Below are 13,304 nucleotides of genomic sequence, written 5' to 3'. Positions count from 1 at the left end.
AGGTGTTTTTTGTTGTATGATATATAGTTTAAAAATTATCCAGTAATGTGATAGCCTCCATCAACGTGCCTAATCTCTCCTGTAATTGAAAGTCCTGGTCTAAAAAGATGTACAATTTCATGAGCAAGATCCATAGGCTTGGCATTTCCTATTGGACTCATTGAATTGGAAGTCTTAATATCGTCTTCATTTAATGTAGCATTTCCTGCCTTGCTTCCCATATATGGAGAAAATCTTAAGACATTAACTCTAATGTCATGTGATCTTCCGAGTTCGTCTGCAAGTTCCACAGTGATTCTTTCTAAAGCGGCTTTTGCAATACTAATATTTCGGTACGGATGAAACGTAACTTTAGCCGCAGCAATATAACTAAGTGAACAAATAGAAGCTCCAGATTGAAGCACCTTGTATTTCAACAAATAATGGGTTAATCGAATAAGTGAATATGCAGACACATTCATGGTATCACAGAATTCAGTTTTAGTAACGTCTAATAAAGGTTTTACTTCCTTATTACGAATGGTTTTATCCATCGCAATAGCATGAAGGAAACCGTTTAATTTTATGTTTTTTGCTGAAAGTTTAGCAGCGAATGATTCCATATTTTCATCCAAAGTAACATCTAGGATTTCAACTGAAGTATCACCTAGTTCTTCAGTAACTGCTAACTTAAAGTCTTGAAAGTTTTTATTTAAAAATGCTTTCGCTTTTTCAGATAAATTTTCATGATGCGAACTCACTCCAAGTCCAGTACAAATGACTTTACCGCCTTGTTTTATAATCTCTTTAGCCACAAACATTGCAAGAGAATGTTTATCGGCAATTCCAGTAATTAAGAATGTTGTATTTGCAAGCATAGGTCTAGTTTTAGAAAAAATTACGGTTTAAGTTTACCATTTATACAGCGCAGTTCCCCAAGTCCAACCAGCACCAACAGCAGCAAATAATAATAAATCTCCATCTTCAAATTCGTTGCTTTTTAAGGTTTCATCAAGAATTATTGGAATTGTACCTCCCGAAGTATTTGCATATCGATCCATATTGGTTTTTACTTTCTCGAAAGGAAGATGGACTCGTTTTGCAACTTCTTGAAGAATTTTTATACTTGGTTGATGAGGTAATAGGAATTTAACATCGTCTATTGATCGTTTGTTTTTTGAAAGTATTTCGGTTATACATTTTGGAACTACATCAATAGCCGTTTTATAAACTTCCGGACCGTTCATTTGGAAAAAGTGTCCTCCAGTAGTAGTCGTGTCATTTGAAGCTGGTTTTTCAGATCCACCAGCTGGAATGGTAAAATGTTCTTTTCCAGTACCATCAGTATGTAAAACAAAATCGATAAACCCTTTATCTTCAATGGTATCTGAAAGTACAATAGCACCTGCTCCATCGCCAAAAAATACTGCATCTCTGCGTGTCCAGTCGGTTATTGTTGAAAATGTATCTGCACCAATGACAAGCACATTTTTATACATGCCAGATTTTATATATTGAACAGCAGTAGATGTCGCAAATAAAGCACCAGAACAAACAGCCGAAATATCGAAAGCAACTGCATTTGTTGCCTTCAGTTTTTCTTGTACAAAACAAGCGCAAGAAGGCGCAAGTCTGTCTGCTGTTGCTGTTGCAATTATAATAAGGTCAATATCACTTGGTAATAAATTGGCATCTTCAATAGCTAATTCTCCAGCTTTATAGGCTAAATCACTAGTGGTTTCGCCAGTTGAAATGCGTCGTTCTTTAATTCCAAGATTTTCGAAAATCCATTTATCTGAAGAACCAACGGTTTCAAAAAAATCATTTTTAACAATATTCTTAGGAGCATAAGATCCCGTTCCTTTTATATATGCATTAATCATAGGCTAATTTTAGCCATCAAAATTCTATAATTTTTAATAGAATTAGCCTTAAAAATCAATTAGTTGAAGATTATTGTGAGATACATAAAAATGACACACGCAAAACACTGATATGATAAAATCAGCTATAAAAATAACCTGAAATTGCAGTATTCATAATAGAGTTTTATGCCTTTTGATATACTTTGCCCAGTTTTGAGTCAAAAGGATAAGGAAGAAGTTATAGCATTTTCAAGTTACGTACACCAATCTTATTATTTAGATTTCTTTAATCGCTTTGCTGCTTTTTTCTCTTTAGGAGATAGTGTGGCTTCTTTTTTTACGTTCTTTTTTGCGTCTTTACTTTTTGCCATGATCGTTATTTATTATAAAATTTCGTAATCTATATTTAGTTTTCGTAAGGCTCTCAAAGCCGAACCAGAATTTTTATCTGTCACTTCAATAACAACAGCATCGCCTTCTAAGAGTATGTTTGTAAGTTCGGATGCCAAGGATTCATTAATGTTAGATGAAATCTCTGCAATGCATTTGGAAATCCCTCTTTTATCTGGTCGCTGTGCATCACAAGACAATAAATTTATGTTCATGAAAATCTTTTAATGGCGTAAAACATGTTCGTTCATGCTTTGTTTAAAAGTAGTGAAAGAAAATGAGTAAATAGGAAATCCTTAGGATTATTCAAGGACACAGAGATTGAGCAAATGATTATATGCGGTGTTCTGCAACCTTATTATTTAAGATATGGTAATTTTAGAACCATACCTTTTTCTAAAGTTAAACCATCAACATGTCCAGCTAATTTATTGTCTTTTGTTTTAACATGTATGTGCATATTGGTGGTGTGGTGTGTGAAAATTGCGTGATGTGAATCCGAATAGAATCCTAACATTTCAACCTGTTTTTTTTTTAAAGTGCCATTGAGTCCAGAGTTCACGTGTTTTTCATGTGAATGTTCCATATCTCCATCTTTCCAGTTAATGACATGCCAATCTATAAACTTAGGTGTTCCTTCTAATAAAAAAGGAAATGGCTCATCAATGGTTATGAGATGTTTCTTAGCCGTTTGCTCAATGTAGTTTTCTAATTCTTTATAAGTCACAATATGTTCAGGAATATTAAATGATTTCCATTTGTTAACTGTTGCATACACAAGAAGTGTTGCCTTTTTATCAAACGTTGTGTCAAAGCGCAACGTACTGTCAATAACCATGGTGTTAAATGGTTTGCTGTCGAATATTTGAATTTCTCCTTTAAGATTTTCAAGCGCTCCAAGTGCGTAAAAATGGTCTTTATGTGCAAAGGCTTTTAAATCTACTTTAGCAGAAATATCTCCTTTATGCATCATATGTTTTAAAGCACCATTATAGTCTACTTTGAATTTATTTGCTTCCTTATTCTCTGTTTTACAGGATGTCAAGGAAATTACTAGGAGTAGAATTAATACATAGTTGATTATCTTCATTTGTAATGTTGTCAATGTGTTCGTGTGTGGTTGGTTGCATTGACAAGAACTAAGTTAGCAAAAGATAACGAGCCAGTAAGAAAATCTGCAGGATTTTTGAAGCAGGCAAGATCCAAGCAATTAAGTATACACGATGTTGTCGGTAGTTTTAGCGTAGTTACATTCTCATCGGAGTCATTGTTTGTAAATATGCGAGTACGAGCAGTGAATTATGCACGATGTTGTGCAACGATTTTATTTGGTGGCAATTCCGACTTTGTTTAATAAACCACAAAAGTTTTTAAGTTCAGATTCATTATTAAATCTACCCAAATCTCTACTTTTTCCATTATTTAATTCTAAAGTAAAACTCTTTTTTCCTAAAATAGATAATTCTTTGAGACCTTCAATTTCTTCTAGGTTAATTTTTTCCGCTGTGGATTTTTTGAATATTAAGTAATAGAGACCAAATAAGGAACCAATTCCCATTACAAACAAAAAATATTCATACATACCAAATTCAGTTTTATTCCTATCCAGTAATCGAATTATTGAGTTTGCCATATTGGAAATAAACATTAAATTAAATATCAGATATTGAATTTTAAGTCTATCTTTAATTTCTATTGAATTTTCTGATTCGTTAAATTTAATATTCATCTTTTTTTTTCGAAAATGTTCTGCACTAGTAAAATTCAAACAAATCGTTATATTTAAGATTTAAGGCGCAACAACTCCTAAAGTATGCAGTTGCTCCATGGTTGGTGTAGTGCTTCCACCTGACGGTTCTAAAGTAATCCCAAAGGCTTGACTTTCGTTAGCATTGGCAATAGTAAAGATCTTGTTCTCGTCGGTATTAAAGTCTGCAATCGTACCTAAACTCGTTGGCGTTAATGGGTTTAAAGTTAATGACCATACTTGCCAAACTTTACCTTCTGGAGCATCTGGTAAACCTTGAGCATCTAAATAAATGCTATTATTGGCTTTACTCCAATACACTTTAGCGTAGGAGTCGGCAAAATTACCTTGTCCGCCTAATGGCACAGAAATGATATTTCTATCACGTAAGATCGTTAATAAATTATCTTTTGCAGCTAAATTTGTTTTAGCAGCCTCAATTTGTGTTTCTAAATACGCCTTTTCAATATCTGCATCACTCAATTGTACTTCCAATTGTTTGTTTTGGTTGAGTGTCCATAATAAACCTGCTCCAACAAGAATAGCTGCTGCCCAGCCTGTATAGGCTAACCAATTGGTTTTTGGTGGTGTCATTTGTACCACCTTAGGATCAGTACCAAAACGTAATTCGTCTTTAATACGTTGTAGTGTTTGTTCAGTTTTAGGTGGTGCCATTGCTGCAGATAATTTCATGACAGCGGCTTCTATAGCTAATACTTCTTCAAGAATTTCGGGATGTTGACGCATGAGTTCATAAACCTCTTTATTGTCATGATCAGAAAGCTGACCTGCAACATACAGTTCTAATTGTCCAGAGTTTATGTAAGCGTTACTATCCATTTTATGTGCCTAACACCATTTGGCGTAATTCTTTAATACAGTTTCTATTTCGTGTTTTTATAGTGCCTATGGGCATGTCTAAGGTTTCTGAAGCTTCCTTTTGCGTGTATCCTTTAAAGTACAGGAGTTCAATAACTTCAATACATTTTTTTGCCAATTTGCCAACAAAATTCTTAATTCCGATGGCATCGGTTTTATCATTTAAATTGTCGCTTGTTTCTAAGATATCTACGAAAAATTGGGCATCGAGGTTTTTACCAGAATTCTTAAAGGCTTTAGATCGCGTTTTGTCAATAGCTGCATTTCTTGAGATATTGAGAATCCATGTAAAAAAGCGTCCTTTACTTGCATTATAACTGCTTGCATTGTGCCACACTTTTACAAAGACATCTTGCATGACTTCTTCTGCAATGTCATGATCTCTAACAATATTATAAATTACACCATGCATACTTTCACTATACATAGTGTATAGTTGTTCAAATGCTTTCTCGTCTTTCTGTTGAAATTGAGAAATTAGTGTTTCTAGTTGCATGCAGTGTTTTTAATTTAGACTGGTAAATATAATAAGAAAAGAGCTATAATATCACATTAGAGCTCTTTTCAAAATATTATTTTTCTGTGGTTTATTCTATAATACCTCCACAACTAACTCTAGCTCCAGCATTACCAGAAGGTTGCGAAGTGAAATCATCTACACCTTGATGTACAATGATGGCTTTTCCTAAAATATCTTTGGTAGCGTCGCCACAACCAATACACCATTCGCCAGTAACTAGCGTGATGCTTCCATGACCATTAGCATCTGCAGTAAAGTTTCCAATATCACCCTTATGGTATCCCTTAGCATCTTCCCATTTTCCGTGTGGTTGAGCTGTAGGATTCCAATGTCCACCTGATGATTTACCATCATCAGAAGAACAATCTGCTTTTTCATGAATATGAATGGCGTGTTCTCCAGCTGACAATCCGCTTAATATAGCAATCATAGTAACAATACCATCTTCTTGAGTAAACACAATATTACCAGTAGCAGTACTACCACTTTTGGAGTCTAGACTCATGGTTAATTTTCGTTTTTCAGAAAAGTAAGCTGGTTTTTCTTTTATTTCAGTCTCTTTACGAGTTTCAGTTGTAACTTCAGTAGTTGCTTCTGTCGCTTCATTTTCAACAACAGTTTCTGTTTCTTTTTTATCGCTTTTACAGGATACAAACAAGCATAATGTAACTAGTGCAAGTCCTAAAATTTTGTGTTTCATTGTGTAGTGTTTTAGTCATTAATTCAATTTGAAATATAATGAATATTTAATTCGCACTAAAATTAATTAAGGTTTAAATATCTATATGATAAAAGTCATTTTTATTTAAACCCCAAGACAATACCTTTATAGCATAATTAAGGAGTAGGATTTACCGTTATTGCTCATCAACTTAAAATTTAAACCACTAAAACTTTACATTATGAATAAAATTATTGTGCCAATTGATTTTTCTAAACATTCAGAATATGCACTTGAAACTGCTGCAATTTTGGCTAAGAAAAATAATGCCGAAATTATTGCTTTGCATATGTTAGAAATGGCTAATAATGTGCTTATAGATTCAAATGATGAACAACAAATGCAAACTGTGTTTTTTCTGAAACTTGCCGAAAAGCGATTTACAGAGTTTTTAGATAAAGACTATTTAAAAGACTTAATGGTTACACCAGTTGTAAAACATTTTAAAGTATTTAGAGAAGTTAATGATGTTGCCGAAGAACACAATGCTGATTTAATAGTTATGGGTTCTCATGGGTCAAGTGGACTTTCAGAAATTTTTGTTGGTTCCAATACCGAAAAGGTGGTTAGATATTCTAACATTCCTGTCCTTATTGTAAAACAAAAGCCAGTTGATCTTCGATTTGAAACCGTTGTTTTTGCGAGTGATTTTTCAGAAGAAATGATCAAGCCTTATGTTAAAGCTTGTCAGTTTTTTGAAAATTCAAGTTCTAACTTAAAACTCTTATATGTGAACTTACCAGGTGAACGGTTTCAAAGTTCAACAGAAATGGAAGCTACGGTTGCTAACTTTCTAGAAAAGGCAGATGGTAACTTAAATAAGCTCAATGATATTCACTATATATCAGATTATACAGTGGAAGAAGGTGTGCTAAACTTTGCTAATATTATAGGAGGTGATTTAATAGCTGTGCCAACTCATGGCCGTCGAGGAATTGCACACTTTTTTAGCGGAAGTATAGGTGAAGATATTGCTAATCATTCAACCTTGCCAGTAATTACGTTTAAGATCTAAACATCGATATATAAACGCATAAAAAAAGAGTTAGAAAACTAACTCTTTTTTTATGCTTCAATGTTAAGGTTTTAAAATTGTTCAATCAAATAGTTGATTAAATCTGTAGTAGTAACAATACCTACAAGTTCACCATTATCAACTACTGGTAAGGCATGAAACTCATTTTTTGCTAATATTTCAGCAACATCTTTAATCGTCGTTTCTGAATTAACTGTGACGACATTTTTCGACATAACTTGATCTATAGTAAACATATTGTATACGACTGTATCAACTTCTGTATCGTCTTCATTTGTAGCGTCAGCAAAACTAATTCGTAATAAATCGGTAAAACTTAGCATTCCAATAATAACATCGCCTGAAACGACTGGAATGTGTCTTATTTTATTTTGTTTAAATAGTTTTTCTGCAGTTTCCAAATCATCTGTTCTATTCACTGCAATAATATTCTTAGTCATTATTGTTGACACTGGAGTACGTTTTTTCATAATTATTAGGTTTTAAATTCTTTATTAAAGATAGACATATAACATGCTGAATACTATGACAAAAGTCATGAAATCTAGATATTCAATAGATTAAATTTGAGGATATTACGAAAGTATTATGGGATCACAGTCGGTTAAACCAATAACTAATAAAACAGAAAGGAAGGCCTTTATAAATCATTTGCTAAATGATATAGAGGCTTTGGATATGATGATTAAATCTGATGCCTTCGAAAAAGGTATTCAGCGTATTGGTGCCGAACAAGAATTTTGTATCGTTGATAAATACTATAGACCTTCGTTTAATGCCTTAGAAATTTTAGATAAAATTAATGATCCTCACTTTACTACAGAGTTAGGACTTTTTAACGTAGAGGCCAATTTAGATCCTCTAGTACTTAAAAGTAGATGCTTTTCACAATTAGAAACCGATCTTTCTAATTTAGTTGATAAAGCACATAGTGCAGCTCAAGATATAGATGATAACAAAATCATTCTAACTGGAATTTTGCCAACGTTTAAAAGGAAGGATCTTGTGTTTGAAAACATGACACCTCACCAACGCTATAAAGTTCTAAATGATGTCATGAGAAAAGTTAGAGGTGACGATTTTAGGGTTAAAGTTAGAGGTATAGATGAACTTATTTTAGATCATGAATCTATTTTATTTGAAGCTTGTAATACCAGTTTTCAGGTGCATTTACAAATAGACCTAGATAAAATAGTAGATCAGTATAATTGGTCGCAAGCTATTGCAGGACCAATTTTATCTGTGATGACCAATTCGCCAATGTTGTTAGGAAGAGAATTGTGGAGTGAAACGCGAATTGCCTTATTTCAACAAAGTATAGATTTAAGAAATGCATCACAATTACTTAGAGAGCAAAAAGCCAGAGTTAGCTTTGGAAATGATTGGATTCGAAATTCAATCATAGAAGTGTTTACAGATGATGTTGCGCGATATGCACCTTTAGTTACTGCAGATTTAACGGGAAATCCTATTGAAGACTTAAAAAACGGAATTAAACCAGATCTTAAGGCCATTGGATTGCATAATGGAACATTGTATAAATGGAATAGAGTCTGTTATGGCGTTCATCAAAATATAGCACATCTACGAATTGAAAATAGATACATTCCATCAGGACCAAGTATTAAAGATGAAATTGCCAATGCCATGTTTTGGGTTGGTGTCATGTTAGGAATGCCAGACGATTGTAAATCGATTTGGAAACGTATGGCTTTTAAAGATGCCAAAGGGAATTTTATAAAAGCGGCTCGTACTGGGATGGATACCTATTTCAATTGGTTTGGAAAAGGTATTTCAGCAAAAAAATTAGTAAAAAAAATCTTATTGCCAACGGCTCAAGACGGACTTTTAAAAGCGAATGTAGATGCCGCAGATATTGAGTTTTATCTTAATATCATAAAAGAGCGAATTGATAAAAACACTACTGGAAGTAAATGGTTAGTTAGAAGCAGTAGAATGTTACAAGAAAACGTATCTAGAGATGAAGCTAATATATTACTAACCTATCACATGCATAAAAATCAATTGAAAAATGTACCTGTTAGCGAATGGGAATTAGCAAAACCAATGGCACGAAAAGATGCCAGTTCTCATGATAAAGTTCATAAAGTCATGTCTACTCAGATTTTTACTGTCAATGTGAATGATTCAATGAGGCTTATTAAGAATATTATGCAATGGAAGCAAATTCATCATATTCCAGTGATAAACGACAAGAATAAAATTGTTGGAATTATCTCAGCAAGTGACATCTCTGATGTGAATAAATTTGATAATTATTCGGCATCACAAGTCATGCAAAAAGATATAATAGCCGTAAATCCTGATATGGATATTGATGAGGCACGATCTATTATGCTTGAAAATAATATAAGATGCTTACCAATCCTAGATAATAACGAATTAGTAGGCATACTTACCCAAACAGATTTAGAAAAACTTAATCTATAGCAGATGATAAAAGAAGCGACCAAACCTATGATGAAAGCATCAAATAAAGATAGAATTTTCTACAGTCAAGTTAATGATATCAATGCGACCACTCTAATATGTATTGGTGGTATTCATGGTAATGAACCTGCAGGTGTAAATGGATTACAAAAAGTGATCAGCGATATTGTCGTAAATGACATCACCATAAAAGGAAATTTTTATGCCTTATTTGGTAATATGAATGCCCTGAAAACAAATGTTAGATACAAAGATTTTGATTTAAATCGTCTTTGGACAAAAGATGAGGTAGAATCAATGTGTATAGATGATGATGGTAATTATGAATTTGAGGAGAAAAAGGAGCAATGTGAACTTTATAATACCATTAAGGAAATTTGTGATTCTAGTTTTGGAGATTTTGTGTTTGTAGACTTACATACCACATCGTCACCTACAGTGCCATTTATTACGATTAGTGATTCTCTTAATAATAGAAATTTGGCTAGTAAGTTTAATATACCAATTGTTTTAGGGATTGAAGAATATTTAGATGGGCCGTTATTATCCTATATTAATGAATTTGGGCATGTGTCTATTGGTTTTGAAGCAGGACAACATGATGATGAAAATTCTGTATTCTATTGTGAAGCTTTTATATGGATGGTAATGGAAAAATTAGGATTGGTTTCAAAACGTGATTTTGAGTATTTAACCTGTAATAGAATTCTTAATATAGAAAATGGATTTTATGAAATTATGTACAGACATTGTTTATCGGAATCTAATCAGTTTAAAATGAAACCTGGTTTCAAAAATTTTAATCCTGTATTAAAGCATCAGTCGCTAGCTAATGATGGCATTAGTGAAGTTAAAAGTCCATTAAATGGCTTGATCTTTATGCCTTTATATCAAAAACAAGGCGAAGATGGTTTTTTTGTGGTTAGAAAATTGTCGAAATTTTGGTTAGTCATCTCAACAGTTTTAAGAAGTTTGAAATTTCATCAGTTTTTAAGATTGCTTCCAGGAATTAATAGGCATCCAGTAAACGACTATTGTCTAGTGGCTAACCGAAAAATAGCGTTGTTTTTAACGATTAAAGTATTTCATTTATTTGGTTATAGAAAGAAGATTATCGTAGATGACAAAATTCACTTTATTAAACGTGACCGAAAAGTAATTCCATTTACTTGAAAATTATTTACGACGCATTTTACCTGTGATATCTTCAATGTGAATAACAAATACAATTGGTATATCATTCTTTGCTATTTTTGCTGAAAATTCACTTATAAAGCTCAAACCTCTGTGCTCTTTTTTCAGAATAATATCTTTGATGCCTAATGAAAAAGCGTGAAGTAACGCTTTTGCCGAACTACCTTCATATTCTTCATAACTACCATGAACAGCAATAGATTGCCAATGGTCAACCGATTCAATATCTGAAACTTCTAATGCCACTGGAGCATGCTTACGCATCGCATCAATTTTATGTCCTTCACCAGAATAACAAATAATTTTATTATTTTCAAAGAAATACGTAATTGGAATAACATAAGGTCTGTTTCTAGAGATATACGCTAAATGACCAATGTAGTTTTGTTTTAAAATCAGTTCGCAGTCCTTTCTGTCTAAACTTTTAATCATCGTATTAAGGTTTTAAATTAATTATTTCTAGTATGGAATATCATTAAAGGTGATTTTATAATCTTGCTGAGTTCTATAGTTGGTGACTCGGTAAAGAATCGTTTTATAAATGATTTATCATGTACAATTAAACCAGTCATGTCAATTGAATTAGATTTGAGATAAGCAGTAACCGCTTGATAAAAAGTAACGTCTTCTTCAACCGAATATTTACAATCAAATGTACTTAGCTTCTTTTGATCACTTGATACCGTTTGTTTTACCTCATTTTTATTGCAAACTCTCAATACATGCAATTTGAGATTAAAGTGTTTTGTGAAATCGTTGATGACGTCTAATTGTTTCTTTTTTATAGCGTCATTATCCTGTAATGGTAGTAAAAAATTAGATATTGGTTTAAATTTATAACCTTTTGGTATTACAAGTGTTTTACACATAACTTGTCGAATAACATTAAGGGTATTACTACCAAAAATAATTTCTGAAGCACCTGTAATTCCGTTAGATCCCATAACTACAAAATCGATTGCATTCGCCTTTATGTTTTGATTAACTGCGTCTGTAAACACATCAAAATCGACACTAATTTCGAAGGTGTGATTTGGGTTATTGTAGGTGTGTTTTAAATCTGTAACAAGAGCATTAAGCTTTTTCTTAGGAGCTTTAGTAAACGATTCGTATATGTTTTCAGAAGGCGAAGTCATTAAATCGTCTGAAATAAAAGTACCAGCTTTATGAATGTTCATAATATGAAAAACACAAGTTTCAGCTTGAAAAAAATGCATTGCATAATGGATGGCATTAGTTGCGCTTTTTGAAAAATCTGTAAGTAAAAGAATCGATTTCATTGCATATGTATTATAAGTATAAGTTACAAATATACACTTGCCAAAACTATGATGAAAGTCAGTTTATTTAATAGGATTGGAAATCACTAATGACAGTCAATTGCACTTGTAGAAATGTCAACAATTGGAGCAGGAGAGAGGTAAGGAATGCCTAATCCTAAACCGCGAATAATGAATAGTAAACCAATAATGATAACAAACACAGGAATGGCTTTTTGTATACGTTGTTTAACGGTTGAATTTAAAAATTTTCCCAAATAAATTGCAGTTGTCATTAAGGGAATTGTACCTAAACCAAACAGTATCATATATAGGCTGCTTTCGAAAGCACTTGACATGGTTAGTGATGCAAAAACTGCCATGTACACTAAACCGCAAGGAAGAAATCCATTTAAAAAACCAATGGTTAAAAAAGTATCTGCCGTTTTCTTTTTAAGCGCTTTACCTAGAGATGATTTTACTTTTGAAATGAGACGATATAAAGGTTTTGAGGCATTGTATTTATTAAATATGTGTGTTGGAATAAGAACTACAATAATCATTAAAATACCAATTGCAATTGAAAGTTGCTGCTGTATGCCAAAGATATAAAGGCTTTTGCCAATAATCCCAAAGCACAAACCTATTATAGCGTAGGCTAATAATCGACCTAAATGATAGGTCACTATTTGAGATATTTTTTTAAAGGAATTAGTTCGATCTACAGGTAACATAAAGGCTATAGGACCACACATTCCTACACAATGGAAACTTCCTAATAAGCCAAATATAAGTGCAGACCATAGCATTTAATACACAATTTCTTTTTTGTACAAATAGGATTCTCCTTTATATTTCCAATCTACTTTAATGTTCCAACGACCATCCAACAAACGATTGTCAGGTATGAGCAAATTGTGATCAGACAATGAAATTGAACTTTCAAAGTCTACTTGCTTGTTAGATGGTCTATATAGGAACACTTTTCCTTCAATATCTGCTACTTGTAAATCCTTTGGGAACGAAAGAACTAAGCCGTTGGCAGAACGTTTCCAGGTTATATCAGATTCTAAATTTTTTGAATTTTTCTCTTTATCAATATCGTTTTGATATTCTAATTCAGCTTTATAATAATTTTCGGTCACTAAATCATGATCATATTTATTATCTGTATTCATGCGAATAATAAAGAACATTATAAAGCTAATAAAGCCTATAAATGCTAATACAATACCTGTTCCCCAATTTAGTTTCATAACGTGT

At 32.6% G+C, this 13,304-nt stretch carries 16 protein-coding genes; 3 read left to right on the top strand and 13 right to left on the bottom strand.

Annotation, left to right across the window (positions count from 1 at the left end; genetic code table 11):
• Nucleotides 1–35: 35 nt before the first annotated feature.
• From VOI25_RS05690 to VOI25_RS05655, 8 genes are all read right to left on the bottom strand, one after another.
• Entirely contained in the window at nucleotides 36–857 is an 822-nt protein-coding gene (locus VOI25_RS05690; RefSeq protein WP_323788045.1) for an SDR family oxidoreductase, read from the bottom strand.
• Between the two features lie 33 nt (nucleotides 858–890).
• Nucleotides 891–1,862 (bottom strand): beta-ketoacyl-ACP synthase III, encoded by a 972-nt coding sequence (locus VOI25_RS05685; RefSeq protein WP_323788044.1) that lies wholly within the window; start codon nucleotides 1,860–1,862, stop codon nucleotides 891–893.
• 365 nt (nucleotides 1,863–2,227) lie between these two features.
• Nucleotides 2,228–2,449 (bottom strand): hypothetical protein, encoded by a 222-nt coding sequence (locus tag VOI25_RS05680; RefSeq protein ID WP_323788043.1) that lies wholly within the window; start codon nucleotides 2,447–2,449, stop codon nucleotides 2,228–2,230.
• Between the two features lie 143 nt (nucleotides 2,450–2,592).
• Nucleotides 2,593–3,324, bottom strand: a complete 732-nt coding sequence (locus VOI25_RS05675) for a decarboxylase (protein ID WP_323788042.1) — start codon at nucleotides 3,322–3,324, stop codon at nucleotides 2,593–2,595.
• A 234-nt stretch (nucleotides 3,325–3,558) separates the two neighbouring features.
• Nucleotides 3,559–3,963 (bottom strand): hypothetical protein, encoded by a 405-nt coding sequence (locus tag VOI25_RS05670; protein WP_323788041.1) that lies wholly within the window; start codon nucleotides 3,961–3,963, stop codon nucleotides 3,559–3,561.
• A 60-nt stretch (nucleotides 3,964–4,023) separates the two neighbouring features.
• On the bottom strand, nucleotides 4,024–4,821 hold the full coding sequence (locus VOI25_RS05665) for an anti-sigma factor (protein WP_323788040.1): 798 nt from the start codon (nucleotides 4,819–4,821) through the stop codon (nucleotides 4,024–4,026).
• A 1-nt stretch (nucleotide 4,822) separates the two neighbouring features.
• A complete protein-coding gene (locus VOI25_RS05660; protein WP_323788039.1) occupies nucleotides 4,823–5,356 on the bottom strand; it encodes an RNA polymerase sigma factor in 534 nt (177 codons plus the stop codon).
• A gap of 91 nt (nucleotides 5,357–5,447) precedes the next feature.
• Nucleotides 5,448–6,080: a superoxide dismutase family protein gene (locus tag VOI25_RS05655; RefSeq protein ID WP_323788038.1), complete on the bottom strand. Its 633-nt coding sequence runs from the start codon at nucleotides 6,078–6,080 to the stop codon at nucleotides 5,448–5,450.
• Between the two features lie 202 nt (nucleotides 6,081–6,282).
• Between VOI25_RS05655 and VOI25_RS05650 the strand changes: the two genes are divergently transcribed.
• Complete coding sequence (locus VOI25_RS05650; RefSeq protein ID WP_323788037.1) at nucleotides 6,283–7,116, top strand: universal stress protein; 834 nt, start codon at nucleotides 6,283–6,285, stop codon at nucleotides 7,114–7,116.
• Between the two features lie 71 nt (nucleotides 7,117–7,187).
• Here VOI25_RS05650 and VOI25_RS05645 read toward each other — a convergent pair whose 3' ends face one another.
• Complete coding sequence (locus VOI25_RS05645; protein ID WP_323788036.1) at nucleotides 7,188–7,607, bottom strand: CBS domain-containing protein; 420 nt, start codon at nucleotides 7,605–7,607, stop codon at nucleotides 7,188–7,190.
• A 118-nt stretch (nucleotides 7,608–7,725) separates the two neighbouring features.
• Between VOI25_RS05645 and VOI25_RS05640 the strand changes: the two genes are divergently transcribed.
• Entirely contained in the window at nucleotides 7,726–9,588 is a 1,863-nt protein-coding gene (locus VOI25_RS05640; protein WP_323788035.1) for a CBS domain-containing protein, read from the top strand.
• Nucleotides 9,589–9,591: 3 nt separating this feature from the next.
• Nucleotides 9,592–10,761: a succinylglutamate desuccinylase/aspartoacylase domain-containing protein gene (locus VOI25_RS05635; RefSeq protein WP_323788034.1), complete on the top strand. Its 1,170-nt coding sequence runs from the start codon at nucleotides 9,592–9,594 to the stop codon at nucleotides 10,759–10,761.
• 3 nt (nucleotides 10,762–10,764) lie between these two features.
• On the opposite strand, the gene VOI25_RS05630 is transcribed toward VOI25_RS05635, so the two are convergent.
• From VOI25_RS05630 to VOI25_RS05615, 4 genes are all read right to left on the bottom strand, one after another.
• Entirely contained in the window at nucleotides 10,765–11,214 is a 450-nt protein-coding gene (locus VOI25_RS05630) for a pyridoxamine 5'-phosphate oxidase family protein (RefSeq protein WP_323788033.1), read from the bottom strand.
• 17 nt (nucleotides 11,215–11,231) lie between these two features.
• On the bottom strand, nucleotides 11,232–12,062 hold the full coding sequence (locus VOI25_RS05625; protein WP_323788032.1) for a universal stress protein: 831 nt from the start codon (nucleotides 12,060–12,062) through the stop codon (nucleotides 11,232–11,234).
• Between the two features lie 86 nt (nucleotides 12,063–12,148).
• The gene (locus VOI25_RS05620; protein ID WP_323788031.1) at nucleotides 12,149–12,850 is read right to left on the bottom strand and encodes a sulfite exporter TauE/SafE family protein; all 702 of its coding nucleotides are present in this window, start codon (nucleotides 12,848–12,850) and stop codon (nucleotides 12,149–12,151) included.
• Entirely contained in the window at nucleotides 12,851–13,297 is a 447-nt protein-coding gene (locus tag VOI25_RS05615; RefSeq protein WP_323788030.1) for a FixH family protein, read from the bottom strand.
• Nucleotides 13,298–13,304: the final 7 nt, after the last annotated feature.

The sequence above is a fragment of the Psychroserpens sp. genome, from assembly GCF_034670085.1.
In the GTDB taxonomy this organism is placed as follows: Bacteria; Bacteroidota; Bacteroidia; order Flavobacteriales; family Flavobacteriaceae; genus Psychroserpens.
Note: the sequence above shows the minus strand (reverse complement) of the source record. Positions and strands in the feature narration are given on the sequence as shown.